This is a genomic window from Alloyangia pacifica (assembly GCF_003111685.1).
Taxonomy (GTDB): Bacteria; Pseudomonadota; Alphaproteobacteria; order Rhodobacterales; family Rhodobacteraceae; genus Salipiger; species Salipiger pacificus_A.
This window is the reverse complement of sequence record NZ_CP022190.1, coordinates 489,845-515,000: the sequence shown is the minus strand read 5'-3', so window position 1 is coordinate 515,000 and position 25,156 is coordinate 489,845. Positions and strand designations below refer to the sequence as shown.

22 protein-coding genes (1 of these 22 only partly in view) are annotated in these 25,156 nt (G+C 67.0%); 14 read left to right on the top strand and 8 right to left on the bottom strand.

What is annotated here, in order from left to right; translation table 11 throughout:
* The 3 genes in view from CEW88_RS15340 to CEW88_RS15330 are tightly spaced (at most 49 nt apart) and all read left to right on the top strand, a layout consistent with a single transcriptional unit that may run on beyond the window.
* Nucleotides 1–380 carry the 3' portion of a PAS domain-containing protein gene (locus CEW88_RS15340; RefSeq protein ID WP_108968593.1) on the top strand. Its footprint begins 169 nt before the window's first position, so the window shows 380 of its 549 coding nt (coding positions 170–549); its start codon lies off the left edge, out of view; its stop codon occupies nucleotides 378–380.
* A 49-nt stretch (nucleotides 381–429) separates the two neighbouring features.
* Nucleotides 430–3,876 (top strand): chemotaxis protein CheB, encoded by a 3,447-nt coding sequence (locus tag CEW88_RS15335; RefSeq protein WP_108968591.1) that lies wholly within the window; start codon nucleotides 430–432, stop codon nucleotides 3,874–3,876.
* Nucleotides 3,877–3,901: 25 nt separating this feature from the next.
* Complete coding sequence (locus CEW88_RS15330) at nucleotides 3,902–4,249, top strand: response regulator (protein WP_254694523.1); 348 nt, start codon at nucleotides 3,902–3,904, stop codon at nucleotides 4,247–4,249.
* 4 nt (nucleotides 4,250–4,253) lie between these two features.
* Here CEW88_RS15330 and CEW88_RS15325 read toward each other — a convergent pair whose 3' ends face one another.
* The 3 genes from CEW88_RS15325 to CEW88_RS15315 form a co-directional block, all read right to left on the bottom strand.
* Nucleotides 4,254–4,835: a hypothetical protein gene (locus CEW88_RS15325; RefSeq protein ID WP_108968587.1), complete on the bottom strand. Its 582-nt coding sequence runs from the start codon at nucleotides 4,833–4,835 to the stop codon at nucleotides 4,254–4,256.
* The gene (locus CEW88_RS15320; RefSeq protein ID WP_108968585.1) at nucleotides 4,832–5,431 is read right to left on the bottom strand and encodes a HupE/UreJ family protein; all 600 of its coding nucleotides are present in this window, start codon (nucleotides 5,429–5,431) and stop codon (nucleotides 4,832–4,834) included. The genes CEW88_RS15325 and CEW88_RS15320 overlap by 4 nt, the downstream gene beginning before the upstream one ends.
* Before the next feature lie 103 nt (nucleotides 5,432–5,534).
* Complete coding sequence (locus tag CEW88_RS15315; protein WP_108968583.1) at nucleotides 5,535–6,179, bottom strand: GntR family transcriptional regulator; 645 nt, start codon at nucleotides 6,177–6,179, stop codon at nucleotides 5,535–5,537.
* A gap of 220 nt (nucleotides 6,180–6,399) precedes the next feature.
* On the opposite strand from CEW88_RS15315, the gene CEW88_RS15310 reads away from it, so the two are divergent.
* From CEW88_RS15310 to CEW88_RS15285, 6 genes are all read left to right on the top strand, one after another.
* The gene (locus CEW88_RS15310; RefSeq protein WP_108968581.1) at nucleotides 6,400–8,007 is read left to right on the top strand and encodes an ABC transporter substrate-binding protein; all 1,608 of its coding nucleotides are present in this window, start codon (nucleotides 6,400–6,402) and stop codon (nucleotides 8,005–8,007) included.
* A complete protein-coding gene (locus tag CEW88_RS15305) occupies nucleotides 8,007–8,960 on the top strand; it encodes an ABC transporter permease (RefSeq protein ID WP_235940190.1) in 954 nt (317 codons plus the stop codon). The genes CEW88_RS15310 and CEW88_RS15305 overlap by 1 nt, the downstream gene beginning before the upstream one ends.
* Nucleotides 8,957–9,865: an ABC transporter permease gene (locus CEW88_RS15300; RefSeq protein WP_108968579.1), complete on the top strand. Its 909-nt coding sequence runs from the start codon at nucleotides 8,957–8,959 to the stop codon at nucleotides 9,863–9,865. The genes CEW88_RS15305 and CEW88_RS15300 overlap by 4 nt, the downstream gene beginning before the upstream one ends.
* On the top strand, nucleotides 9,862–10,842 hold the full coding sequence (locus CEW88_RS15295; protein ID WP_254694522.1) for an ABC transporter ATP-binding protein: 981 nt from the start codon (nucleotides 9,862–9,864) through the stop codon (nucleotides 10,840–10,842). Before CEW88_RS15300 ends, CEW88_RS15295 begins: the two co-directional genes overlap by 4 nt.
* Nucleotides 10,839–11,852: an ABC transporter ATP-binding protein gene (locus CEW88_RS15290; protein ID WP_108968577.1), complete on the top strand. Its 1,014-nt coding sequence runs from the start codon at nucleotides 10,839–10,841 to the stop codon at nucleotides 11,850–11,852. Before CEW88_RS15295 ends, CEW88_RS15290 begins: the two co-directional genes overlap by 4 nt.
* Before the next feature lie 78 nt (nucleotides 11,853–11,930).
* Complete coding sequence (locus tag CEW88_RS15285) at nucleotides 11,931–13,520, top strand: gamma-glutamyltransferase family protein (RefSeq protein WP_108968575.1); 1,590 nt, start codon at nucleotides 11,931–11,933, stop codon at nucleotides 13,518–13,520.
* Nucleotides 13,521–13,660: 140 nt separating this feature from the next.
* Here the strand turns inward: CEW88_RS15285 and CEW88_RS15280 are convergent, their stop codons facing one another.
* The gene (locus CEW88_RS15280; protein WP_159099624.1) at nucleotides 13,661–14,449 is read right to left on the bottom strand and encodes a MurR/RpiR family transcriptional regulator; all 789 of its coding nucleotides are present in this window, start codon (nucleotides 14,447–14,449) and stop codon (nucleotides 13,661–13,663) included.
* A gap of 229 nt (nucleotides 14,450–14,678) precedes the next feature.
* Between CEW88_RS15280 and CEW88_RS15275 the strand changes: the two genes are divergently transcribed.
* From CEW88_RS15275 to CEW88_RS15255, 5 genes are all read left to right on the top strand, one after another.
* Nucleotides 14,679–15,650 carry a TAXI family TRAP transporter solute-binding subunit gene (locus CEW88_RS15275; RefSeq protein WP_108968572.1) on the top strand — a complete coding sequence of 324 codons (972 nt, stop codon included), beginning with the start codon at nucleotides 14,679–14,681 and terminating at the stop codon, nucleotides 15,648–15,650.
* Between the two features lie 87 nt (nucleotides 15,651–15,737).
* Nucleotides 15,738–18,389: a TRAP transporter permease gene (locus CEW88_RS15270; RefSeq protein ID WP_108968569.1), complete on the top strand. Its 2,652-nt coding sequence runs from the start codon at nucleotides 15,738–15,740 to the stop codon at nucleotides 18,387–18,389.
* An 11-nt stretch (nucleotides 18,390–18,400) separates the two neighbouring features.
* Entirely contained in the window at nucleotides 18,401–18,829 is a 429-nt protein-coding gene (locus CEW88_RS15265) for a universal stress protein (RefSeq protein WP_108968568.1), read from the top strand.
* A gap of 231 nt (nucleotides 18,830–19,060) precedes the next feature.
* Nucleotides 19,061–19,837: a rhomboid family intramembrane serine protease gene (locus CEW88_RS15260; RefSeq protein ID WP_108968566.1), complete on the top strand. Its 777-nt coding sequence runs from the start codon at nucleotides 19,061–19,063 to the stop codon at nucleotides 19,835–19,837.
* Nucleotides 19,822–20,205: a GFA family protein gene (locus CEW88_RS15255; RefSeq protein WP_108968564.1), complete on the top strand. Its 384-nt coding sequence runs from the start codon at nucleotides 19,822–19,824 to the stop codon at nucleotides 20,203–20,205. Before CEW88_RS15260 ends, CEW88_RS15255 begins: the two co-directional genes overlap by 16 nt.
* A 118-nt stretch (nucleotides 20,206–20,323) precedes the next feature.
* On the opposite strand, the gene CEW88_RS15250 is transcribed toward CEW88_RS15255, so the two are convergent.
* From CEW88_RS15250 to betC, 4 genes are all read right to left on the bottom strand, one after another.
* Entirely contained in the window at nucleotides 20,324–21,115 is a 792-nt protein-coding gene (locus CEW88_RS15250) for an inositol monophosphatase family protein (RefSeq protein WP_108968562.1), read from the bottom strand.
* Between the two features lie 98 nt (nucleotides 21,116–21,213).
* Nucleotides 21,214–21,546: a hypothetical protein gene (locus CEW88_RS15245; protein ID WP_159099623.1), complete on the bottom strand. Its 333-nt coding sequence runs from the start codon at nucleotides 21,544–21,546 to the stop codon at nucleotides 21,214–21,216.
* A gap of 223 nt (nucleotides 21,547–21,769) precedes the next feature.
* Complete coding sequence (locus tag CEW88_RS15240) at nucleotides 21,770–23,431, bottom strand: BCCT family transporter (protein ID WP_108968558.1); 1,662 nt, start codon at nucleotides 23,429–23,431, stop codon at nucleotides 21,770–21,772.
* A 105-nt stretch (nucleotides 23,432–23,536) separates the two neighbouring features.
* On the bottom strand, nucleotides 23,537–25,060 hold the full coding sequence (gene betC / locus CEW88_RS15235; RefSeq protein ID WP_108968556.1) for a choline-sulfatase: 1,524 nt from the start codon (nucleotides 25,058–25,060) through the stop codon (nucleotides 23,537–23,539).
* Nucleotides 25,061–25,156: the final 96 nt, after the last annotated feature.

Below are 25,156 nucleotides of genomic sequence, written 5' to 3'. Positions count from 1 at the left end.
GGTTCCTGCAGGGCGCGGACACGACCGAGGAGATGCGCCGCCCCCTGCGTGAGTTTGTGCGCGGCACAGAGCCGCACAGCGGCCGCTTCCCGATCCTCAACTACCGCAAGGACGGCACGAGCTTCTTCAACTTCGTCTTTATGACGCGGCTCCTCGACCGCGACGAAAGCCCGCGCTTCCTGCTCGCCTCGCAGTTCGACATGACGACCGCGATGCGCCGCAACAAGCTGCCGCAGAACGACATGGAGTTGACCCGCGCCCTCGACGATCTTGAGCAGATCAGCCGCGAATTCGGGTTGGCGATCATCGGCTCGGCACAAATGATTTCGGAGTCCGTTGCCCTTCTGGCGCGGCTCTCCCTCGACACCGACGAAGACTGACACGCAAGCCGGCGGGCCGCCTGGCCGCATCGCCGAGGAAAGAGCAGGCATGAAGGACAAGGAGGCGCAACAGGCGCAGGCCGGGAAGGGCGACAGCGAGCGCCTGTGCATCGTCGGTATCGGCGCCTCGGCGGGCGGGCTGGAGGCGATCCGGGAAATGCTGGCTGCGGCACGCGCCTCGAGCAACCTCGCCTATGTGGTCATCCAGCACCTCGATCCGAACCACGAGAGTCTGCTGGCAGAGTTGCTCGCACGCCACACAGAGCTGCGCGTGCGCCAGGCCTCGGGCGGCGAGAGGATCACCGCGGGAAATGTCTACATCATCCCGCCCGGCCACGGGCTCTCGGTCACCAAAGGGGTGCTGAACCTCACCGAATTCGCGCAGCCGCGCGGCCTTCGCCGACCGATCGACGACTTCTTCGAGAGCCTCGCGCTCGACCAGGGGCGCTTTGCTGCCTGCGTGATCCTCTCGGGCACCGGCGCCGACGGCAGCGCCGGGCTGCGGGCGATCAAGGAGCATGGCGGGCTGTGCCTCGTGCAGGAGCCTGACACCGCGAAATACGATGGCATGCCGACCTCGGCCCAGGCCACCGGGCTGGTGGATTTCGTCCGCCGTCCTGGCGAGATCGTCGAGGCGATCGAGCAATTCTATGCGCACACGCTGGTCGACACCGCCGACCGCCAACTCGCCAATACGGTTGAGGCGCACCTGGAGGACATCTGCGGGGTGGTGCGCAACTTCGTTGGGCATGATTTCTCGGGCTACAAGAAGTCGACGCTGATCCGACGCGTACAGCGGCGCATCCAGGTGCTCGATCTCGACGATGCGAGCGCCTACCTCAAGCGGGTGCGCTCGGATTCCCGCGAATGCGAAATCCTCTTCCGAGAGCTGCTGATCAACGTCACCCGTTTCTTCCGCGATCCCGAGCATTTCGAACGCCTGCGCGAGCTGGCCGTGGCGCCGCTGATACGCAACGCCGGCAACGAGGACGAGATCCGCGTCTGGATCCCGGGCTGCTCCAGCGGCGAGGAAGCCTATACCTTCGCGATGATGTTCGCCGAGGAGGCACGCAAGCAAAAGCGCTCGGCGAAGATCCAGATCTTCGCCACCGACATCGACGAGCAGATGCTGCGCATCGCCCGCGAGGCGGTCTACCCGCAGTCGGCCCTGGCCGACATCCCCGAGGAGATGCGCGACCTCTATACCGTTGCGCTCGACGGGCGCTTCCGCATGTCGGCCAAGATCCGCGACATGATCCGCTTCTCGGTACATTCCATTGTCCGTGACCCGCCGTTCTCGAACATAGACCTTCTGTCCTGCCGCAACTTGCTGATCTACTTCGGCGACCAGTTGCAGTCGACCGCCCTGCCGATCTTCCATTACGCCCTCAAGCCCGGCGCGACTTTGTTCCTTGGTCCGTCCGAGACGGTGGGCCGGCACGACCATGTCTTCAAGCCGCTCGACCAGGGCGCGCGCATCTTCCAGCGCAACACTGGCCGCCCCGAGTACCCGCTGCACCTGCGCAGCGCGCAGCGCAGCCAACCGTCGGGCCGCCGCCACGCCGCCGACAACGCCGAGCCCCCTGCCCGTCTCGACTGGCAGGAAAGCGACGTGGCCGAGCGCATCCTCTCGGTCTACGCCCCGCCCACACTGAGGGTCACCGTGCGCGGCGAGATCCTGCGGTCCACCGGGCGGCTCGGCAAATACCTCGAGGTCACGCCCGGCCCCGAAAGCGAGAATTTCGCCCCCTCACTCGCCCGCTCCGGCGTGCGCGAGGCGCTTTCGGCGATCCTCCGGCAGGTGGCACGCAGCAAGAAGCGCACGATTTCGCGGGATCTCTCCGCCCGCTCCGAGTTCGGCACGCAAGCCTTCGATCTGATCGCCGACCCTCTGGAGGATGGCAGTATCCTGTTGGTGTTCCGCGAACGCGACCGCTTCGAGGCACTGGAGGATGACGCGTTCGAGGAGCTCGATTCCACCGACAGCCACGTGCAGAGCCTCGAACACGAGTTGCGCGACACCCGGGCCCGGCTCCACACCACGGTCGAGGAACTGGAGACCGCGAACGAGGAGCTGAAGAGCTCCAACGAAGAAATGATGTCGATGAACGAGGAGTTGCAGTCGACCAACGAGGAGCTTTCGACGGTCAACGACGAGCTCAAGAGCAAGGTCGACGAGCTTTCGGTGGCCAACGCCGACCTGTCGAACTTCTTCGCCTCCACGGCACTGCCGCTGGTGGTGGTCGACTCCAAGATGGCGATCCGCAACTTCACCGACGCCATCCAGTCGATCTACCCCTTCCGCGGAGCCGACCGGGGCCGGCCGCTGGCCGAGGTGACCTCTTCGCTGCGCCGCAACGAAGAGGTGCTGCAGGCCATCTCGGACGTGATGCGTACCGGCGAGCTGGGCCACATGCGGGTCAGCGACCGGAGCGAGTCGCGCACCTGGTCGCTGGTCATCACCCCCTATCGCAGCCGCGACGGCCACCTCAACGGCGCCACGCTGGTCTTCACCGAGGTGACCGATGCCTTGCGTCTCGAGACGGCGCTCAAGCACGAGGGCGAACGGCTGCGGCTGGCGCTGGATGTTTCAGGGATGGCGGTCTGGGAATGCGATCCGCGCGGCGGCACGGTCACGCTGGACGACTCTGGCTGCGCCCTGCTCGGGGTCGAGGATCACACCCAGCCCCTTGAGCGGCTGCTGCAATCGATCGTCGAAGACAGCCGGGACGACGTGCGCGCCGCCATCGAGGCGGCCATCGACCGCGGCGAACCCATCGACGTGGTGGCCCGGCTCAGCGGGCTCGGCGCGCATGCGCGCTCGATCGAGATCGTCGGCCGTCGCATTGCCACGCCGCAGGCCGAGCGGGTACTCGGCGTGCTCTTTGATGTCACCAAGGAGCAGGACGCCAAGGACGTGCGCGAGATGATGCTGCGCGAGATGAACCACCGCGTGAAAAACATGTTCTCGATCATCTCGAGCATGGTGCGGATGGCAGGGCGGCGGGCCGAGAATGTGCCGGACCTCGTCGAGGGGGTTCAGACCCGGATCAACGCCCTCGCACGCTCGCATGACCTCACGCAGAAGACCCCGAGCGGCCGCAAATTCGGGCTCGAGGACGCGATCCGCGCCTCGCTCGCGCCCTACCGCAGCGACCAGGAGTTGAGCCCCGGCGGCCCCGAGATCCCGGTGGCCACGCAGGAGCTCACCTCGCTCTCGCTCCTGCTGCACGAATGGTCGACCAATGCGGCGAAATACGGCGTTCTGGGCCACACGCCGGGGCGGCTCGAGGTCTCGTGGCGCCGCGACGGAAGATTTGTCGAACTGGTGTGGAACGAAATTCACGAAGCGCGGGTTGAACCAGAAGACGGAGCAGCGGGCTTCGGCTCGACGCTGGTCCAGCTTTCTGCGGTTCAGCTGGGCGGAACGGTGTCCGTAGACTTCAGCGACTACGAAAGAAGGATGGTGCTGCGTTATGTCCCTGACGAGCGGTGAGACGACCACGACCCGAGGCCGTGTTATGATTTGCGAAGACGAGGTGATCGTCGCCATGGACCTGCAGATGCTGGTCGAGGACTTCGGCTACGAGGTGATCGGCCCCTTCCCCGGGTTGCGCGAGGCCTTTGCCGCGCTGGGAGATCAGCGACCCGACATCGCGCTTCTGGACGTGCGCCTGAAGGATGGCGAGGTCTTCCCCCTCGCGGATCGGTTGCGCGACATGGGCGTGGGGCTGGTGTTCCAATCGGGCCATGTCTACGACGACGAGATCCACGCCAAGTACCCGCACGCCGGATGCTGCCTGAAGCCGATCAACCCTGCCGGGCTGCGCACGGCCCTGCAGACTGCCGAGACCGTGGGCGCCGCCTGAGCGGTCAGCCTGGCAGCACCGCCGCCATGCCGCCGATCGCGATGAGCCATGCGGCGCAGACTGCGCCTGAGATCCGCTTCAACCGCGCTTGGAGCAGGTCGAGCGCACCCCACACAAGCAGCACGAAGGCGGCGATCCCGAGGATGCCGCCGAGCGCGCCGAGCAACCCCTCGCGCGTGGCCGACGGCGCATCCCCCGAGAGCGCCGCAAGCGCCGCGCCCGCCATGGCGAGCGCCGCGAGCAATGCCCCCGGCAGCGCGATCCCCCAAAGCGCCAGCGCCCCCAGCGCAATCGTCAGAAGGGCACCGATCCGCATCGACGTCGCGACCTCCGGCCAGACCCCGTGCAGCACGAGTCCCGCCGCCCCCGCCAGCACCAGCGCCGGATAGGCGCGCCGCACCGAGGCCAGCGGCTGCCGGGCCAGAAGCAGCGCCACCGCCACAAGCAGAAGCGTCTGCAGCGGCGCCATCACCGGATGCAGCAGCCCCGAGTAGAACGGCCCAAGGTCTCCGACGGCGTCATGCGCGAGCGCGGCCCCCGGCGTCAGCGCAAACGCAGCGACCGCCGCGAGGGCCGTCCGCCTCACAGCGCGCCGGTCAGGAAGCCCGCGCCGAGTGCCGCGATCACACCGCCAGCGCCGCGCACGGCCAGCGTGCCGGGGCGCGAGCGGGTCAGCATGCCGAAAGCGATGCCGCAGAGGTGCAGAAGCCCGGTGCCGATCACAAAGCCGCCCGCATAGGCCAGCGGGCTCACCGCACCGGGCATCTCGGTCCCATGGGCATGGCCGTGGAAGACCGCGAAGACCGCGACGATCGCGGCCGCCACCGGCAGCGGCGGACGCGCGGCGAAGAGCACCGCGAGCCCAATGACCAGACCCGAGGCGGCGATCCCCGTCTCGATCCCAGGCAGCGGCACCCCCACCGCGCCCAGCATCCCGCCAACCGCCATGACCAGCGGGAAGGTCACCGGCAGCAGCCAGACCGCGGGCGCGCCGAGAAAGGCGCCCCAGAGCCCCACCGCCACCATGGCGATCACGTGGTCCCAGCCGAGGATCGGGTGCAGGAAACCCGTCACGAAGCCCCCCGCGGCAGCATCCCCCGAATGGGCCAGCGCCGGCGATCCCGTGCCGAGAGCCACGACGGTGAGCGCGAGCAGAACCGCGTAGAGATGTCTGGAATGCATGGCAAAATCCTCTCAGGCATCGAAATAGGTGGCCTGCCCGGAGAGTGCCATGCCCCTGCGCCTGTGGCGAGGTGCTTTCTGCCGGGTCGCGCGCGCGGCGGCCTCAGTCCCCGCGGCGCGACAGGATGTCGGCTAGAACCATATAGGAAGCGGCGACATGGCTGCGCATCAGCCCGCGCGCGGCCTCGGCGTCCTGCCGCATGATCGCTTCGGCGATGGCGTCATGCTCGGCGCGCGAGCTCGATAGGCGCGAGGCATCCACGTGGAAGTTCGCCTCCCTCCACGCTTGGGTGCGCAGGTTCAGCTCGTCCAGCACCGAGGCCAGCGCGGCATTGCGCGCGCCGGTCGTCAGCGCCGCATGGAACCGCGCGTTGATCAGCCCGTAGCGCTCCGGGTCTTCGCCGCAGGTCTTGCCTTCCTCAAGGATGGCCAGCATGTGGCGCCGCTCGATCTCGGTCATCCGGTGCGCCGCCAGCGCGGCCAGCACGCTTTCCACCTCTCCTACCGCTTCGAACAGTTCGGCGAGATCGCTGGCCTTCATCTGGCGCACCACGAAAGCGCGCCGCGCGCCGCGCTCGGCAAGGTTCGCCTGTTCGAGCCGGTGCAGGGCCTCGCGGACCGGGGTGCGCGAGACGCCGAATTGCTCGGCCAGCGCCTGCTCGGCCAGCGGCTCTCCGGGCTTCATCCGCCCTGCCACGATCTGATCCACCAGACTGTCGAAAATGCTTTCTGCCGTCCGAATAATCATATGCGGCCCGCCCCCGTCGAAATGAACACTTTTATCTTGCTTATGTATACATGTCCTCACAACCTGAAATTACGAGACAACAGGTCGGTACAGGAGGAAACACGAAAAAACGCCGTCCAATTGGGCTGTTAGCACCTCAGAGCCGGGACAACCGGACAGGCGGGGCCCGGTGGGTTTGTTTCGACATGGGAGGAGACCATGCCAACAGGAGAGACAAGACATGACGCAAGTCGACCACAAGAAAGTGCTGGCCGAGCGCCTCTCGGCCCGGCTCGGCCGTCGCGCCGTGCTCAAGGGTCTCGGCGCCGGCATCGTCGCCGCGACGAGCGCGGGATCCTTCCCCGGGATTGCCCGCGCCCAGCAGAGCGGACACCTCAAGATCGCTTCGGTCAAGGTGATCGACACGCTTGATCCGCATTTCACCGGCTTCCTGTCGGCGATCCAGATCATCAACAACATCCACAATGGCCTTCTGAAGATCTCCTATGACGGCGAGCAGGTGACCTTCGAGCCCGATCTGGCCGAGACCTGGGATCTCGAGGACGACAAGACCCACGTCTTCAAGCTGCGCGAGGGCGTCAAGTTCCACGACGGCACCCCCTGCGACGCCGAGGCGGTGAAGTTCTCGCTGCTGCGGGTCAAAGAAGGCGAGCCCAAGTCGCCGCATGCCTGGAAGCTGGAGTTGCTGGAAGAGATCGAGATCGTCGACGACCTGACCGTCAAGCTGCACTTCTCGCAACCCTATGCCTTCCTGCCCGTGGCGCTCAACGGCTCGACCGGCCGCGCCGGCACCATCGTCAGCCCCGCCGCCGCGCAGAAATACGGCACCGATTACGGCCGCAACCCGGTTGGCACCGGCCCGTTCAAGTTCGTGTCCTGGCGCGAGAATGACGCCATCGAGCTCGAGGCCAACACCGAGTACTTCGAGCCGGACATGCCCAAGCTCGAGCGCGTCACCTTCGTGCTGATGAACGAAGCCTCCACCGCGCTCGCCGCGCTGATGTCGGGCCAGATCCACGGCATGACCGACTGCCCGATGCAGCTGGTCGACCAAGTCGACGCCTTCCCCAAGGCGAAGCTCTACGGCGAGATCGAGGGCAACTACACCTTCGTGGGCATGAACTGCAAGAAAGGCCCCTTCACCGACATCAACCTGCGCCGCGCCGTCGCCTGGGCGCTGGACCGCGAGAAGCTGGTGAAACAGGCCTACTTCGGCCGTGCCCAGCAGGCCTATACCCCGATCTCCCCGCCGATGAGCGGCTTCTTCGACCCCGAGATCGCCACCTCGGGCCGCGGCCAGTGGTTCGACCTCGAGAAGGCCAAGGAATTCCGCGCCAAGGCGGAAAACCAGGACGAGATCGAAGTGACCTACATGATGGCCGAGCGCGGCCCGGTCGGCACGCGCATCGCGCAGACCGTGGCGCCGATGCTGGCCGAGATCGGTATCAAGGTGAAGCTCGAGCTGATCGAGCCCGCCGCCTGGGTCAAGCGCCGCAACGAGGGCGACTTCGACCTCTACGACTTCGAATGGGTGGCCGACCTCGACCCCGACGAGACGATCTACCCCGAGTTCAAGTCGGACGGCGCCTGGAACTTCTGCGGCTGGGTCAACACCGAGTTCGACGACCTGTGCAAGCAGGCGCAGGTGATCCTGGAAACAGAGGAGCGCGCCAAGCTCTACTATGCGGCAGAGGATCTGCTGATGGACGAGGCGCCGATCGCGATCATGGCGCATATGCCGATCTACAAGGTCTTCTCGGACAAGGTGCAGGGCTTCAACTACATCCCCGCCGACCTCGTGAACCTGCATTCGGTGAGCCTCGCCTGATGCTGCTGGTCCAGACCCTCGGAAAGCTCGGGCAGACGCTCGTCGTGCTGTTCATCGTCTCGGTTGCCACCTTCGGTCTGCTGAAGCTGGCGCCGGGCGACCCGGTGCAGATCATGCTCGGCTCGGAATACTCGCAGGAGTCCTACGAGTCGCTCACCGCCGAAATGGGTCTGGACCGGCCCTTCCTGGCGCAATACGCCGATTGGGCAAAGAACTTCGTGCAGGGCGACTGGGGCACCTCCTTCGTCGCCCGCACCGACATCTTCACCTATGCCTTCAAGGAAGCGCTGCCGGTGACGCTGACGCTGGCGAGCTTCTCGCTCGTCTTCGCGGTGCTGATCGGCGTCCCGCTGGGGGTTCTCTCGGCGGTCAAGAAGGACACCGCCTTCGATGCGGGCTCGGCGGTCTTTGCCCTGACCGGCACCGCCTTTCCGTCCTTCCTGCTCGGCATCCTGCTGATCTGGTTCTTCGGGGTGCGGCTCGGCTGGTTCCCGGTGATGGGCTATGTCTCGCCCTGGGAGGACTTCTGGACCGGCGTCTACCACATGATCCTGCCGGGTCTGACGCTTTCCACCTACTTCATCGCGATGATCACGCGCCTGACCCGCGCCACGCTGATCGAGGTGCTCGACCAGCCCTATATCGCCGCCGCCCGCGCGCGGGGCGAGCCCGGCTGGCGGGTGATCTGGGTGCACGGCGTGCGCAACATCGCCATGCCGCTGGTCACCATCCTCGGGCTGCAGCTCGGCACGCTGCTGCAGGGCACGGTGCTGACCGAGACCGTCTTCAATCTGCCGGGCATCGGCCAGATGCTGACCTCGGCGGTGCTGGGGCGCGAGTACATGGTGGTGCAGGCCGGAGTGATGATGACCGCCTTCCTCTTCATCGGGGTCAACCTGCTGGTCGACCTCTCCTATCCGATCCTCGACCCCAGACTGAGAGACCGCAAATGAGCGCAGAGGCCACCAACGCCCCGGCCCCCGCGACGCTGCCGCCCGCCGGGCCGGCACCGCAGGCGCAGAGCCGCAAGCGCCGCTCGATCTTCGTGCGCCGCCCCTTCTTCACCGTCGCGCTGGTCATCGCCGCCGCCTACCTGCTGGCCGCGATCTTCGCGCCGCATGTTGCGCCCTACGATCCGGTGATGCAGTCGATGGACGCCATGATGCAGCCGCCTTCGGGCGCACATCCGCTGGGCACCGACAGCTACGGGCAGGACATCCTGTCGCGGGTCATCTATGGCGCCCGCTATGCGCTGGTGATTGGCCTCTTCTCGGTGCTGATCGGCGCCGCCGGAGGGCTGGTGATCGGCCTTGCCGCCGGGCTTTCGGGCGGCTGGGTGGAATGGGCGCTGATGCGGCTCATCGATTCCATCCTCGCCCTGCCCTCGCTGATCCTCGCCGTCGCCTTCATCGCCATCCTGGGACAGGGCGTCGACAAGGTGGTGATCGCCGTGGGCCTGTCGATGATCGGGCCCTTCTCGCGCACCGTCCGCGCTGATGTCATGCAGGTGAAGGTGCAGGGCTTCGTCGAGGCGGCGCAGCTCATGTCGATCCCCTCGCTGCAGGTGATCCGCTGCCACATCCTGCCCAACGTGGTTTTCCCGCTTGCCGTGCAGGTCACCATCCGCATCTCCGAGGCCATCCTCGTGTCGTCCTCGCTGTCGTTCCTCGGCATCGGCGTGACACCCCCGACCCCCGACTGGGGGCTGATGATCGCCGAGGGCCGTGACTTCGTCAGCTTCGCGCCGTGGATGTCGGCCATGCCCGGCTTCGCGCTTGCCCTGCTGCTGATCGCCCTGTCGATCGTCGGCGACGGCATCCGCGAGGAATACGACCCCAAGAGCCGGAGGGGCGCATGATGTTGCAACAGATCAACGCCGAGGCGCTGCTGAACGTCTCGGAGCTGACCGTGCATCGCGGCCCGGCAAAGATCCTCGACCGGGTGAGCCTCTCGCTCGCCAAGGGCGAGACGCTGGCGCTGGTGGGCGAGAGCGGCGCGGGCAAGTCGACCATCGCCACCGCGCTCATGCAGCTTCTCGACGGGGCGGAGGTCGAGGGTGCCGCCGATTTCCAAGGGGCGGGCGACCTCTTGTCGATGCGCAAGCGCGAGATGGTGAAGCTGCGCGGCCAGCGCCTGTCGATGATCTTCCAGGACGCCGGCGCGGCGCTGAACCCGGCCTACACCGTGGGCCGGCAGCTGATCACCACGCTGCGCCGCAACCTCGGCCTGTCGCGCAGCGAGGCCCGCATCCGCGCCATCGAGCTTTTCACACAAGTTGGCATCAACGACGCCGAGGCGCGGCTCTCAGCCTTTCCGCACCAGCTCTCGGGCGGGATGCAGCAGCGGGTGATGGTGGCCATCGCGCTCGCCTGCAACCCCGACCTGCTGCTCGCCGACGAGCCGACCTCGGCGCTCGACGTGACCATCCAGGCGCAGATCATCCGGCTGATCCTGCAGCTCACCCGCGAACGCGGCGCGAGCTGCATCTTCGTTCTCCACGATCTGGCTCTGGCCAGCCAGTCCTGCGACCGGATCGTGGTGCTCTATGCCGGGCAGGTGGTCGAATCCGGCCCCTCCGAGGAGGTGCTGAAACGCCACAGGCATCCCTACACCCGCCAGCTCGAAAGCTGCGTGCTGGAGATCGGGCGCAAGGATCTGCAGGCGCCCGAAGGCACCGTGCCGTCGCACGATCAGATGCCCGCCGGATGCCGCTTCGCGACCCGCTGCCCCCGCGCGCTGGAGCGATGCGCGCGCGAAGCGCCGCCGCTCTCCCCCGCCGATCCCGCGCGCAGCGACGCGCGCGACCACCTCTTTGCCTGCTGGAACCCGGAATGATGCTTGATACCGCCGCCCCGGCAGCCCCGTCCCGCACCGCCCCCGTCTTCGAGCTGATCGAGGTCGAGAAGGTCTTCCAGGTCCGCCCGCCGGGCCGCCGTTTCACCCGCGAGAAGGTCGGGCTGCGTGCCCTCGACGGCGTCCGGCTCAGCGTCGAGAAGGGGGCCTCGCTGGCGCTTGTCGGCGAAAGCGGCTCGGGCAAGTCCACCCTGCTGCGCGTGCTGCTGGGGCTCGACGCCCCGAGCGGTGGCCGCGCGCTCTATCACGGCCGCCCGATCCGCGAGGTGCGCGCTGAAGGCACGCGCTTCGCCCGCGACGTCGCCATGGTCTACCAGGACGCCCGCGGCTCGCTCGACCCGCGGATGACCGTCGGCGCGCTGATCGCCGAGCCGCTGCGCCACTTCGGCATCGTGCCGAAGGCGCAGGAAGAGACCCGCGTGGCCGACCTGCTGGAGCGCGTCGGCCTGCCCGCCGATGCCGCCAAGCGCTACCCGTCGGGCCTCTCCGGAGGGCAGGTGCGCCGCGTCGCCATCGCCCGCGCGCTGGCCTCCGAGCCCTCGGTGCTGGTGGCGGACGAGGCGGTCTCGGGCCTTGACGTGTCGACCCAGGCGCAGCTCCTGACGCTGCTGCGCAAACTGCAGCAGGAGATGGGCCTCACGCTGGTCTTCATCACCCACGACCTTGGCGTGGCGAGCTATCTCTGCGAGCAGATCGCCATCATGTACCTTGGCCGCATCGTCGAGACTGGCCCGACCGACGCCGTGCTGAACGCTCCGGCGCACCCCTACGCCGCCGCCCTTCGGGGCGCCGCGCCGCGCTTCTTCGAGCCGATCCCCGAGCCGCTGCCCGGCGAGATCCCGAGCCCGCTTGACCTGCCGAAGGGCTGCCGCTTCTCAACCCGCTGCCCCATGGCGCAGGACGATTGCCGCGCCCGCGACCCGCAACTGGGAACGCTGGGAGCGGGCCGCGCCGTGGCCTGCCTGCACCCGCTTTCCCCATCAGACACTTGACGAGACTCTGCCGAGACCGCCATCACTCACGGACAACTAAATCTCGGCACTTTTTATACCCGACAGGACGATCCAAGCATGTTCGACTTCTTCTCCGCCAAACGCCCCAGCACGCTGGCCTCGCAGGCGATGATTGCCACCTCGCATCCGCTCTCGACGGCAGCCGGAATTGAGATCCTCTCGGCTGGCGGCAGCGCCGTCGATGCGGCCCTGGCCGCCGTGGCGGTGCAATGCGTGGTCGATCCGCTGATGACCGGCATCGGCGGTGACTGCTTCGCGCTTTACGCGCCGAAGGGCGGTGCGGTGAAGGCGCTGAACGGCTCTGGCCGCGCCCCGGCCGCCGCCACGGTCGCGGCGCTGAAGGAGGCGGGCCTCGGCGATGAGATCCCCCAGACCAGCCCGCATTCGGTGACCATCCCTGGCGCCATCTCGGCCTGGTGCCTGCTGCATGCCGACCATGGCACGATGCCGCTCGAGCGGCTCTTCGCCCGCGCCATCGGCTATGCCGAGAACGGCTACGCGGTGACCCCGCGCGTTGCGCAGGACTGGGCCGAGGCAGCCAAGCTGGTGGGCAAGGACGAGCACGCCGCCAAGGTCTTCGTGCCGAACGGCCGCGCCCCCGCCGCCGGTGAGCGCCACGCCCAGCCTCTGCTGGCGGACCGCCTGCGCGAGATCGCCTCCAAGGGCGCCGCGGGCTTCTACCAGGGCGAGACCGCCGCGAAGATGGCCGCGCACTTGCAGTCGCTCGGCGGGCTGCACACGGCCCAGGACTTCCACGAGGGCACCGATGCGGCCTTCTGGACCGACCCGATCTCGGCCAGCTACGCCGGTCATCAGGTGATCGAATGCCCGCCCAACGGCCAGGGCCTCGCCGCGCTGCTGATCCTGCGCATCCTCTCGAAGTTCGACATGGGCCGTCAGATGTCCGAGGCGGACCGCATCCACCTGCACGCCGAGGCCACCAAGCTCGCCTACCACCACCGCGACGCGCTGATCGCCGACCCGGCCAGCTGCCCCGACGTGGTGGAGACGCTGCTCTCGGACGAGGTGGTCGACACCCTCGCCGCGCGCATCGACATGACCCGCGCCATGGAGCCCGCGCTCTGGGACGAGCCCGAGCACAAGGACACGATCTATCTCTGCGTGGTCGATGCCGAGGGCAACGCGCTGTCCTTCATCAACTCCATCTTCCACGGATTCGGCTCGACCCGGCTCGACCCCGAGACCGGCGTGCTCTTCCACTCGCGCGGCGCGTCGTTCCGGCTGATCGAGGGGCACCCCAACGCCATCGCACCGAAGAAACGCCCGATGCACACCATTATCCCCGGCATGCTGCGCAAGGACGGCGAGGTGGTCATGCCCTTCGGCGTCATGGGCGGACAGTATCAGGCGGCCGGCCATGCGGCCTTCCTGTCGGGGGTGCTCGATCTCGGCCTCGACCTGCAGGCGGCGATGGATGCACCGCGCAGTTTCGCCCATGACGGCGAGTTGCAGATCGAGCCGGGTGTGTCGGCCGAGGCCCGCGCCGAGTTGGAAAAACGCGGCCACAAGCTCAAGGTGATGACCAGCCCGATCGGGGGCAGTCAGGCGATCCGCATCGACGCCGAGACCGGCCTGCTCTCTGGCGGCAGCGACAGCCGCAAGGACGGCATGGCGCTCGGCTTCTGAGCCAAGCCAGAGACGAAGACCCCACAGCATCGCGCCCCTCCGGCGCGGTGCTTTTCTTTAAGGCCCCGGCTCGCCCGAAGGGAGCGCTGGCGCGCGAAGGGCGCTGAGGCCGAGGATCTTGGCGCCCTGCTTTCGAAAGCCTAGAGATATGCCCCCGCCTCGTGCAGCCGCTGCTCGAAGCGGGTGATGTTCCCAAGCGCCCGATCCGATTGCACCACCATGCTCGCCACCAGCGCTTCGGCCAGGGCAAAGGCGCCGATCATGCTCGGCAAGGGCTGCGGCCCGTGCATCTCGGGCAGCATCACCACCTCTGTCCCACGCGCCAGAGGCCCCCGGGGATCGTCGGTGATGGCAACCGTCCGTGCCCCCTGGCGCAGCGCCAGGTCATGCGCCGCGATGGTCTCGACCGAGTAGTGCCGGAAGCTGATCGACAGGACCACGTCGCCGGGCCCCGCCAGGGCGATCCGGTCGCGGATGTCCCCCGGCGTGCCCGCCCGCGGCGCGAAATTGTCGAAGGCCATGCGGGCAGTATAGCCGAGGTAGTCGGCAATCGCGTAGCAGCTGCGTACCCCCACCACGTAGACCTGTCGCGCCTCGAGCATGATCCGCGCGGCCTTGTCTATCGCCACCCGGCTCTCGGGGGTAAAGGCCGACTCGAGGTTGCGGTGCCCCGCCTCGCGGATCGCGTCGAGCACCGAGGCGCTGTCACGCCCCGAAAGCTCTCCCGCCCGCTTGCCATAGAACTCGCCGCCCTGCCGCAGCGCATCCTGAAAGGCATTGCGGCAGGCTTCGTACCCGGCGAACCCCAGCGCCTGTGACAGGCGCACCACCGTGTTGGCATTGGCCCCCGAGCGCTCGGCGAGGCTTCGCACGGAATTCAGCGCGATCTCTTCGGGTTGATCCGACGCCCAGCGTGCCAGCGCCGCCACGCGCGGTGTGCCGCTGCGGCCGAGCTGGCGCAGCGCGCGGGCCAGATCGTCTAGCGAAGAAGCTGTCGGCAGTTCGGCCTCCCGGGTCTTTACTCGAAGGGGTTTCGACTTAGGTCGTGGGGTTGGCAGGCGTGATACATTTGTATTGTTTAACTTGACCCTTCGCAATGAAATGTTTCACTGACACGCGAGAGCCGAATCTCGGACACTTTCCAGGGAGACACACGACATGACCAAACCCCTCATCGGCGCCCTCGTGGCCGCCGCCACCGCGATCGGCGCGAGCGCAGCCACCGCGCAGGAGCAGACGTTCATCTCGATCGGCACCGGCGGCGTCACTGGCGTCTACTACCCGACCGGCGGCGCGATCTGCCGTCTGGTGAACCGCGGTCGCTCCGAGCACGGGATCCGCTGCGGCGTCGAATCCACCGGCGGCTCGGTGTTCAACATCAACGCCATCCGCGGCGGCGAGCTGGAATTCGGCGTCGCCCAGTCCGACTGGCAGTACCACGCCTACAACGGCACCTCGCGCTTCGAGGAACAGGGGCCGTTCGAGGGCCTGCGCGCCGTCTTCTCCGTCCACCCCGAGCCCTTCACCGTGGTTGCCCGTGCCGATGCCGGCATCGAGACCTTCGAGGATCTCAAGGGCAAGCGCGTCAACGTCGGCAACCCCGGCTCCGGCCAGCGCGGCACCATGGAAGTGCTGATGGACAAGCTGGGCTGGACCATGGACGATTTCGCTGTCGCCTCCGAGCTGCAGGCGGCCGAGCAGTCCCAGGCGCTCTGCGACAACAACATCGACGCGATGGTCTACACCGTCGGACACCCGTCGGGCTCGATCCAGGAAGCCACCACCGCCTGCGACTCCGTGCTGGTCGACGTCGAGGGCGAAGCGGTTGACGAGCTCGTCGCCGACAACCCCTTCTACCGCACCGCCACCATCCCCGGCGGCATGTACCGCGGCAATGACGAGGACACCCACACCTTCGGCGTCGGCGCGACCTTCGTGACCTCCGAGGATGTGCCGGAAGAAGTCGTCTACCAGGTGGTCAAGGCGATCTTTGACAACATGGACCAGTTCCGCGGCCTGCACCCGGCCTTTGCCAACCTCGATCCGAAAGAGATGGCAACCGCGGGTCTCTCGGCGCCGCTGCACGCCGGGGCCGAGCGCTATTTCCGCGAAGCCGGCCTGATCGAGTAAGATCACGGCTCCGCGTATGAGACCCGGCCCGGGCGCTGCGAAGGCGCCCGGGCCTTTCCGGAAGGCGGCATCAGAGGGGCGCGCAGCATGACCGACCACCCACAGCAGACCGGTCCCGACCACGGCGGTCGCCAGTTCAGCGACGAAGAACTGCAGGATCTCGTTGCCAGCACCGACAGCGGCGCGCGGGCGCCGACGAACCGGTTTGTCGGCATGCTCATCGCGGGTCTCGCGCTGGCCTGGTCGCTGTTCCAGCTCTGGATCGCACAGCCGCAGCTCTGGTTCGCCGACGTGCTGCCGGCGCTCAACTCGTCGCAGACCCGACCAATCCACCTGACCTTCGCCATCCTGCTGGCCTTCCTCGCCTATCCGGCGCTGAAATCCTCGCCCCGCGACCGCGTGCCGCTGACCGACTGGATCCTCATGGCCATCGGCGGCTTCTGCGCCTTCTACGTTTTCCTCTTCTCCAAGGAACTCGCGCTGACCGCCCGCTCGGGGCTTCCCACGCAGTTCCAGGTGATCATCGGGGCCGTCGGCCTTGTCATCCTTCTCGAGGCCAGCCGCCGCGCACTGGGTCCGGCGCTGACCATCGTCGGCGCGCTCTTCCTGCTTTACGCTTACATGGGCACCGGTTGGCTGATCCCCGAGCTGATCGAGCACGAGGGGCTGTCCTTCACCGCGCTCATCAACGCGCAATGGCTCGACACCGCAGGGGTCTTCGGCATCCCGCTCGGGGTCTCGACGGCGTTCGTCTTCCTCTTCGTGCTCTTCGGCTCGCTGCTGGATAAGGCCGGCGCGGGCAACTACTTCATCAAGCTCGCCTTTGCCGGGCTCGGCCACCTGCGCGGCGGCCCTGCGAAGGCCGCAGTTGTCGGCTCTGCAATGACCGGCCTTATCTCGGGCTCGTCGATCGCAAATGTGGTCACCACCGGCACCTTCACCATCCCGCTGATGAAGCGCGTCGGCTTCACCAGCGAACAGGCCGGTTCGGTCGAGGTCGCCTCGTCGGTCAACGGCCAGATCATGCCGCCGGTGATGGGCGCCGCTGCCTTCCTGATGGTCGAGTTCATCGGCATCTCCTACGTCGAGGTGATCAAGCACGCCTTCATCCCGGCGGTGATTTCCTACATCGCGCTGGTCTACATCGTGCACCTCGAGGCACTGAAGAAGAACATGCCCGCCCTTGGCGAGGCCAAGTCCTTCGGCGGCATGATCCTCAAGTTCTTCATCGGGTTTGCCGTCGCCGGCGCGGGGTTCACCGCGCTGATCTACGCGGTCGGCGCCCTGAAGTCGGTCGCCCCGGGACTGTCGGGTCCGATCATGATGGTGGTGCTGGCCGCGGTCTATCTCTGGCTTCTCGCCATCGCCGCGCGCCGCCCCGATCTCGAGGTCGACGACCCCAGCGATCCCAACATCAAGCTGCCCACCGTGGGCGAAGTCTATGCCACCGGGCTGCACTACATCCTGCCGATCATCGTGCTGGTCTGGTTCCTGATGGTCGAGCGGCAGAGCCCGGCGAAATCCGCGTTCTACGCCACCGCGCTGATGCTTCTGATCATCATCACTCAGCGTCCGCTCAAGGCCATCCTGCGCGGCGAAGGCGCCCGCGTGGCCGAGGAATTCCGCAACGGCTGGCAGGACCTGATCGACGGTCTCATCGCCGGTGCGCGGAACATGATCGGCATCGGCGTCGCCACGGCGGCGGCGGGGATCATCGTCGCCACGGTCACCAAGACCCCCATCGGCACAGAGCTCGCGGGCCTCGTCGAGCAGCTCTCGGGCGGCAGCCTGATCATCATGCTGATCCTCGTCGGGGTTTTCTCGCTGATCCTTGGCATGGGCTTGCCGACCACTGCGAACTACATCGTGGTGTCCTCGCTGATGGCCAATGTGGTGGTCTCGCTCGGCGCGCAGGAAGGCTTGATCGTGCCCCTGATCGCGGCGCATCTCTTCGTCTTCTACTTCGGCATCATGGCCGACGTGACGCCGCCCGTGGGGCTTGCGTCCTTCGCGGCCGCGGCGGTTTCGGGCGGTGATCCGATTAAGACGGGCTTCACCGCCTTTTTCTACAGCCTGCGCACCGTCGCCCTGCCGTTCCTGTTCATCTTCAACCCAACGCTGATCCTCTACGGGGTCGATCTCGGCACCGCCACGGGCATTGCGCATGCGGTCTTCGTCTTCATCGTCGCAACCTTCGCCATGCTGCTCTTCGCTGCCGCCACGCAGGGCTATTTCTTCGCCCGCTCGCGCATCTGGGAGAGCGCGGCGCTGCTGCTGGTGGCCTTCACGCTCTTCGTGCCCAACGTCTGGCTGAACATGGTGCAGAGCCCCTTCCACAATATCCCGCCGGCCGAGTTCGAGCAGGTGCTGGCTGAGCTGCCGGAGGGCAGCCGGATCCGGCTGGAAATCGAAGGGCCGGATTTCAACACCGGCGAGACTGCCTCGACGACGCTGGTGATGGACGCCCATGGCGCCAACGCGCAGGAGCGGATCGACAATTCCGGCCTGATGCTCTTCCCCGAGGGCGACGTGGTGAAGCTCGACGAGCCGATGTTCGGCACCCCCACCGCCGAGAAGCTGGCGAGCTTCGACTTCTACGCCGACGAGCCGGTGCAGATCGCCTCGGTGCTGGTCCCGCAGGAACGGCTGCCGGCGCAGCTCTTCTACATCCCCGCGCTGCTGCTGCTGGGGCTGGTGATCCTGATGCAACGCCGCCGCCAGACCGTGCCGGCCTTCTGAGGAGCCTTGCGATGTACAAGACGATCCTTTTGCCCATCGATCTCTCGGCCCCCGCGAGCTGGACCAAGGCGCTGCCGACGGCCCTGCACCTCGGCGGCGAGGGCATGGTGCTGCACGTGGTGACCGTGCTGCCCGACTTCGGCATGTCGATGGTCTCGGGCTACTTTCGAGAGGGCTTCGAGAAGGGCGCCCTCAAGGAGGTCGGCGCCAAGCTCAAGGACTGGGTGAACGCCAACGTGCCGGACGCGGTCGAGGTGCATCCGCACGTGCTACACGGGCGCATCTACGACCAGATCCTCATCGCCGCAGACAAGCTCAAGGCCGATGCCATCGTCCTGTCGTCGCACACCCCCGAGCTTGCCGACTACCTTCTGGGGCCGAACGCCGCCCGGGTGGTCCGCCACGCCAAACAGTCGGTCTTCGTCGTGCGCGGCGAATAACCAAAGACCTTTGAAATGGATCTGTCTGCGAGGGCTACCACGTGCAGCCTCCCCGGCCGGTACCCCGCACGTTCTCAGGACGCTGAAGCATAACTACGGTCACGCAGCGCTTGCGCCCGAAGAGGAGATGTGCCGCCCGGCCGCGGCGGGGACAGCCTGTGTGCAGGGATTTTCCACGCGTCCGGCCGATCCGCCCTTGACGACCGGCCCGCGCGCGTCACTCTGGCAGCCATGTTCCCGATCCGAGATCACAACCCCTCGGGGCGCACGCCCTATGTCACATACGCGCTGATCATCGCCAACACGGTGATCTTCCTGGGGTACTGGGTGCTGTTCACCGACCCCGCCGCGCTCGATGTCTTCTTCGAGCGGTGGGCGCTCTTCCCCGCGCATATCTCGCAGGGCTACGGATACACCGGCATCCTCACCTCGATGTTCCTGCATGGCGGCGTCATGCACCTCTTCGGCAACATGTTGTTCCTGTTCATCTTCGGCGACAATATCGAGGATATGCTGGGGCACCTGCGCTACCTGCTCTTCTACCTCGCCTCGGGCGTCGCGGCGGCGCTGCTGCAATATCTGGCCGATCCCGGCTCGGCGGTGCCCACGGTCGGCGCCTCGGGGGCGATCGCCGGGGTCATGGGCGCCTACCTGCTGCTCTTTCCGAAGGCGCGGGTCGACATCCTCATCATCCTGATCATCATCTTCAAGGTGCTGCCGATCCCCGCGTGGCTGCTGCTGGCGGTCTGGTTCGGGTTGCAGATCTTCAGCGGCATCGGCAGCGCCGGGGCCGAGGGCGGCGTTGCCTATTGGGCGCATGTGGGCGGCTTCGTCGCGGGCCTCCTCATGATCGCCCCGGTCTGGCTGGCGCGGGGCGGCCCGGCGTTCTGGAACCGCACCCACGGCCAGCCGCCGCATCCCGCCGCCAAATACGCCATCGGCCGCACACATATCCCGCGCGCCGGAACACGCCAGAACGGAAGGAAGGGCCCATGGTCGGGAGTTTGACGAGCGCGCCGGTCACCGTCACCTGCCACTGCGGCGCCTGCGCGCTGCGCGTGACGCTGGCGGACGGGCTGAACACGGCCCGTCGCTGCGACTGCTCATTCTGCCGCCGCAGGGGCGCCGCCGCCGTGACCGCGCCGAAAGACGGGGTCGAGGTGGTGAAGGGCGCGGACAAGATGACGCTCTACCAGTTCGGCACCAACACCGCGCAGCACTACTTCTGCTCGGTCTGCGGCATCTACATGTACCACCGGCGCCGGTCGAACCCGAATGAGTTCGGGGTGAACATAGGGGGCATCGAAGGGGTAAACCCGGCAGAGCACGAGCCAATCCCATGGTCGGACGGGGTCAACCATCCATCCGACCGCTGAGCGGGCGGCTCCGGCGGGCGTATTTCTGCTTCAAAACAAGCGCGGATAAAAAAAGGGAGCCATGCGGCTCCCTTCCTGTTCCGGTCGCCCGCGGTTGCGCGGGCTGCGCGCGCCCCGTTCAGACCTCGCGAATGGTCTTGGCGAAGGCGTCGAAGATATTGTTGCTCGCGCAGAGGATCGAGCCCGTCTCGTAGGGGTCCTGGTCTTCGCGGATGCCTTCGACCAGCGCGCCCGCCTCGGAGGCAATGAGACCGCCCGCGGCGATGTCCCAGATGTTCAGCTCGCGCTCCCAGTAGCCGTCGTAGCGGCCCGCGGCCACATAGGCCAGATCGAGCGCCGCCGCCCCCCAGCGCCGCACGCCGGCGCATTCGGGCATCAGGCGGGCGAGGTCCTTGAGGGTCGCCGGCAGGGTCTTCTTCGCGGCGAAGGGCACGCCCGTGGCGAAGATCGCCTCGATCATGCGGTGGCGGCCCGAGACCCGCAGGCGGCGCGAGTCGTTGAGCCAGGCGCCGGCGCCCTTCTCGGCGTAGAACATCTCGTCCTTGGCCGGATCGAACACCACACCAGCGACGATCTTGCCCTTGTGCTCGAGCGCGATGGAGATCGCCCAATGCGGCAGGCCATGCAGGAAGTTGGTGGTGCCATCCAGCGGATCGACGATCCAGCGGCGGGTCGGATCTTCGCCGTCCTGGCCACCGCCCTCTTCCCCAAGCCAGCCGTAGGTCGGGCGGGCGCCCAGCAGCTCGTCCTTGAGAATCTTCTCGGCGGCGATGTCGGCGCGCGACACGAAGTCGCCTGCACCCTTCATCGAGACCTGAAGGTTCTCGACCTCGCGGAAGTCCTTGACCAGCGACCGACCCGCCTTGCGCGCGGCCTTGATCATGATGTTGAGATTGGCACTGCCCTGCATGGCGACGGTTCCCGGAATTGGTTCAAGCCGCGCGTATACGCGGCTCGCCGGAAAAAGCCAAGTCCGTATGGCCTTGAGAGGTGCGTCGAAGCGACGCCTTACTGCCCGGCCGGAACATAGGCCCGCGGCAGCGGCGCGCCCTGCGTGCCCATTGTGCTGCGGCGGGCGCGTTGGGCAGGCTCCGCGTAGAGGCCGCCGGTGGGGGTGCCGCACCAGATCTGGCCGCCGAGGATCACCGGCTGTTGCTTGCCCGCGCACATGCTGGGGCCGGGGTAGGCCTGTACCAGCGGCTGCGCGTTGCCGGCGCCCGCCACGAAGCCCGCGGAGCCGGGCATGTACATGTCGCCGGGGTATCCCTGGCTGCCCGCTTGTGCTGCGCCCGCAAGGGCCACCAATGCCGCTGCCGCGGCGCAAACGCTGAGAACTCGCATATTCATCCCTCACAAACCCGCACTTCGGGAAACTCTTGGCCCGAGGCTAGCAGGCGATGGGGTTATGTCAATTTTTCGCCGTATTTCGCCGCACCACTGGGGCCGAGAGCGACATTACCGCGCTATCCGGCAAATTGCGCACCGTAGGGAAACAGCGCGCAGGCGAGAAGCGCCACCGGCCGGCGCAGTGCTGCGCCGGCCGGCCCATATGACCGCATCCGCTTCATTCAGCGGGCGGCATCTCCACGGTCACCGAGGGCACGCCGTGGCGCGCGCGCAGACCGTCGCGGTAGATTGCCTTGAACAGGCCGAGGCACATCAGCAGCATCACCACCGAGAAGGGCAGCGCGCCGATCACCATGGCGGTCTGGATCGCGGTCAGCCCGCCGACCAGCAGCAACGCCCCGACCACGAGGCCGAGCGTGACGCCCCAGAAGATGATGTGCGGGCGCGCTTTCGGGCCCTCGTCGCCCGCCGCGTTGATGGTGTTGACGATCAGCACCGCCGAGTCGGCCGAGGTCACGAGATAGGTCATCAGCAGAATCACGATGATCACCGCCATGCACCACCCCAGCACGTCGCCCAGCATGAGGCCGGTCATGGTGAAGATCTTAGCGCCGTCGGTGGAGCCGAAGATCGCGCCGTCTGCGACCCCCGAGAGTTCCATTTCGATCGCCGTGCCGCCAGCGAAGGAGAACCACACGAAGCACATGATCGACGGCACGATCATCGCGCCCAGCACGAACTCGCGGATGGTGCGGCCGCGCGAGATGCGGGCGAGGAAGAGACCGACGAAGGGGGCGAAGGCCACCCACCAGGCCCAGTAGAACACCGTCCAGGCGCCCTGCCAGCCCGAGAGCGCGTCGCCGGTCTCGGTGCCGTCTGGACGGTAGACCGTGAACAGCATCTTCGGCAGCGCGATGATGTAGTCGATCATGCCGAGAAAGAGCGCCTGCATGCCGAACCAAGTGGAGCCGAAGATCATCAGGAAGGCCAGCAGGAAGATCGACAGCCCCATGTTGATGTTGGACAGCCACTTGATGCCCTTGCCCACGCCCGAGAGCGCCGAGAGGGTCGAGGCGCCCATGATCACCACCAGAGCCACGATGATGCCGGCGGGCGAGGCGTTGCCCTCGGCGGTGACGAGCCAGTCGCCGATGCCGATCTTGCTCATTCCGGCGACGAACTGCTCGACGCCGAAGCCCAGCGTCTGCGCAACGCCGAGGATGGTGGCGATCACCGCGACGATGTCGACGATGTGGCCAAGCGGGCCCGAGAGCGCCGAGCCAAAGAGCGGCGTCAGCGACGAGCGGATGGTCAGCGGCAGGCCGCGGCGGTAGGTAAAATACCCCAGCGCCAGACCGGCGATGGCGTAGGAGGACCAGGCAGAGAAGCCCCAGTGCAGGTAGCTGTATTGGTAGGCGTTCATGAAGTTGTTCATGCTCTCGCCGTCCGCAAGCCCCTGGATCACCTCGGGGTTGTTGCGGAAGTGGTAGATCGGCTCGGCCACCGCCCAGGTCAGCATGCCGACCCCGATGCCCGCGCCGAACATCATGGAGAACCACGAGAAGTTGTCGAACTCGGGGGTTTCGTCGTCATGCCCGAGCTTGAGCTTGCCGGCCGCAGGCCAGATCGCCAGCGCCAGGCAGACCAGCACGAAGAACGCCATCACGTAGATGTACCAGCTGGCGAAGTTCGCCAGGATGAAGGTGTTGAGCCCGCCGAGCACGCCGCCCGCCTGCTCGGGGAAGGCGACGGCCCAGAGCACCAACCCGCCCACGGCAAGCTTGGAGGTCACGGTCACGTCGAGCGAGAAGCCGTTGTAGAAACCCTTGTCGGCGGTCTTGATCGGCAGGTCTGAGAGAGGAGGTTCAATTTTCGCCATGCGGCTCTGTCCCTGTTGGTCGGGCGTTGGGATTACTCCGGCCGCAGCGCCCATTGGCGGCCGGGTTTTGATGGGTCGGACCGCAATCGCGGAAGGGACGCGGGGTCACTCACCGCGGGGGAAGCGCGCGTTCTCCTCGACAACGTTGAGATCCATGTGGTTGCGCATGTAGCGCTCCGAGGCCTTCTGCAGCGGCTGGAAGTCCCAGGGGAAATAGCTGCCGTTGCGCAGCGCCTCGTAGACGATCCAGCGCCGGGCCTGGCTCTGGCGCACCTCGGCGTCGAACCGGGCAAGATCCCAGCGGGCATCGGCGGCGGTGCGGAAGGTGCCCAGCGTGGCCGCGTGCTGCGGGTCTTCGGCGAGGTTGGTCAATTCGTGCGGGTCCGTCTCGAGATCAAACAGGAGATCGGGATCTAGCGCGCAGCGGATGTACTTCCAGCGCCCTTGCCGCAGACAGACCAGCGGCGCGTAGGAGGCCTCGGCGGCGTATTCCATGGCGACCGGCGTGCCGCGCGCCCCGCCCTGCCCCAGCGGCACGAGGCTTTCGCCATCGGTCCAGGGGGCGATCTCGTCCATTGCCACGCCGGCGAGGTCGCAGAGCGTGGGGCAGACGTCGATGTTGCTGACCGGCGTGTCGGCCCGGCCCGGCGCCATCTGCGGCGCGGCGATCATCAGCGGCACACGGGCCGAGCCCTCGAAGAAGGACATCTTGAACCAGAGCCCGCGATTGCCGAGCATGTCGCCATGATCGGAGACCAGCAGGATGATGGTGTTGTCTTCCTGCCGCGTGCCGCGCAGCGCCTCCATGACCTCGCCGATCTTGTCGTCGAGATAGGAGATATTGGCGAAATAGGCGCGTCGCGAGCGGCGCACATCGTCTTCGGTCAGCTCGAAGCTGCGCCAGTCGTTGGCGTCGAAGATGCGCTGCGAATGCGGGTCGTGCTCTTCGTAGGGGATCGGCCCGACCTCGGGAAGCAGGTGCTCGCAGTCCTCGTAGAGATCCCAGTACTTGCGCCGCGCCACGTAGGGATCGTGCGGGTGGGTGAAGCTGACGGTCAGGCACCACGGCCGGTCGTCATGGCCGCGGCCAAGATCGTAGACCTTGCGCGTGGCGTTGTAGGCGACCTCGTCGTCATACTCCATCTGGTTGGAGATCTCGGCGACGCCCGAACCGGTGACCGAGCCCATATTGTGATACCACCAGTCGATGCGCTCGCCGGGCTTGCGGTAGTCCGGGGTCCAGCCGAAATCGGGCGGGTAGATGTCGGTGGTCAGCCGTTCCTCGAAGCCGTGCAGCTGGTCCGGTCCGACGAAATGCATCTTGCCCGAGAGGCAAGTCTGGTAGCCCGCGCGGCGCAGATGGTGCGCGTAGGTGGGGATCGACGAGGCGAATTCGGCGGCATTGTCGTAGACCCCGGTGCGCGAGGGCAGCTGGCCGGACATGTAGCTCGCCCGGCCCGGCGCGCAGAGCGGAGAGGCGGTATAGGCATTGCGGAAGCGGGTCGAGCGCGCCGCCAGCGCCTTGAGGTTGGGGGCGTGCAGCCACTCGGCTGGCCCGTCGGGGAACAGGGTCCCGTTCAGCTGGTCGACCATGAAGATCAGGATGTTCGGTCGGCTCGTCTGGCTCATGCGGGGCGCTGTCCTTTCCACGCGGCGTTGCGCCCGCCAAAGGGCGGGCGTCTCTGTCGCAACGCCGCCCGGCCCGCCGGTTGGAAAAGCGGGGCG

Excerpts from the sequence above, each read along its gene's own strand:
- CEW88_RS15275 (WP_108968572.1), top strand. The coding sequence starts at position 14,679 with ATGACCAAACCCCTCATCGGCGCCCTCGTGGCCGCCGCCACCGCGATC.
- CEW88_RS15245 (WP_159099623.1), bottom strand. The coding sequence starts at position 21,546 with ATGCGAGTTCTCAGCGTTTGCGCCGCGGCAGCGGCATTGGTGGCCCTT.
- CEW88_RS15260 (WP_108968566.1), top strand. The coding sequence starts at position 19,061 with ATGTTCCCGATCCGAGATCACAACCCCTCGGGGCGCACGCCCTATGTC.
- CEW88_RS15240 (WP_108968558.1), bottom strand. The coding sequence starts at position 23,431 with ATGGCGAAAATTGAACCTCCTCTCTCAGACCTGCCGATCAAGACCGCC.
- CEW88_RS15250 (WP_108968562.1), bottom strand. The coding sequence starts at position 21,115 with ATGCAGGGCAGTGCCAATCTCAACATCATGATCAAGGCCGCGCGCAAG.
- CEW88_RS15320 (WP_108968585.1), bottom strand. The coding sequence starts at position 5,431 with ATGCATTCCAGACATCTCTACGCGGTTCTGCTCGCGCTCACCGTCGTG.
- CEW88_RS15310 (WP_108968581.1), top strand. The coding sequence starts at position 6,400 with ATGACGCAAGTCGACCACAAGAAAGTGCTGGCCGAGCGCCTCTCGGCC.
- CEW88_RS15300 (WP_108968579.1), top strand. The coding sequence starts at position 8,957 with ATGAGCGCAGAGGCCACCAACGCCCCGGCCCCCGCGACGCTGCCGCCC.
- CEW88_RS15290 (WP_108968577.1), top strand. The coding sequence starts at position 10,839 with ATGATGCTTGATACCGCCGCCCCGGCAGCCCCGTCCCGCACCGCCCCC.
- CEW88_RS15285 (WP_108968575.1), top strand. The coding sequence starts at position 11,931 with ATGTTCGACTTCTTCTCCGCCAAACGCCCCAGCACGCTGGCCTCGCAG.
- CEW88_RS15255 (WP_108968564.1), top strand. The coding sequence starts at position 19,822 with ATGGTCGGGAGTTTGACGAGCGCGCCGGTCACCGTCACCTGCCACTGC.
- CEW88_RS15295 (WP_254694522.1), top strand. The coding sequence starts at position 9,862 with ATGATGTTGCAACAGATCAACGCCGAGGCGCTGCTGAACGTCTCGGAG.
- betC (WP_108968556.1), bottom strand. The coding sequence starts at position 25,060 with ATGAGCCAGACGAGCCGACCGAACATCCTGATCTTCATGGTCGACCAG.
- CEW88_RS15270 (WP_108968569.1), top strand. The coding sequence starts at position 15,738 with ATGACCGACCACCCACAGCAGACCGGTCCCGACCACGGCGGTCGCCAG.
- CEW88_RS15315 (WP_108968583.1), bottom strand. The coding sequence starts at position 6,179 with ATGATTATTCGGACGGCAGAAAGCATTTTCGACAGTCTGGTGGATCAG.
- CEW88_RS15330 (WP_254694523.1), top strand. The coding sequence starts at position 3,902 with ATGATTTGCGAAGACGAGGTGATCGTCGCCATGGACCTGCAGATGCTG.
- CEW88_RS15335 (WP_108968591.1), top strand. The coding sequence starts at position 430 with ATGAAGGACAAGGAGGCGCAACAGGCGCAGGCCGGGAAGGGCGACAGC.
- CEW88_RS15305 (WP_235940190.1), top strand. The coding sequence starts at position 8,007 with ATGCTGCTGGTCCAGACCCTCGGAAAGCTCGGGCAGACGCTCGTCGTG.
- CEW88_RS15265 (WP_108968568.1), top strand. The coding sequence starts at position 18,401 with ATGTACAAGACGATCCTTTTGCCCATCGATCTCTCGGCCCCCGCGAGC.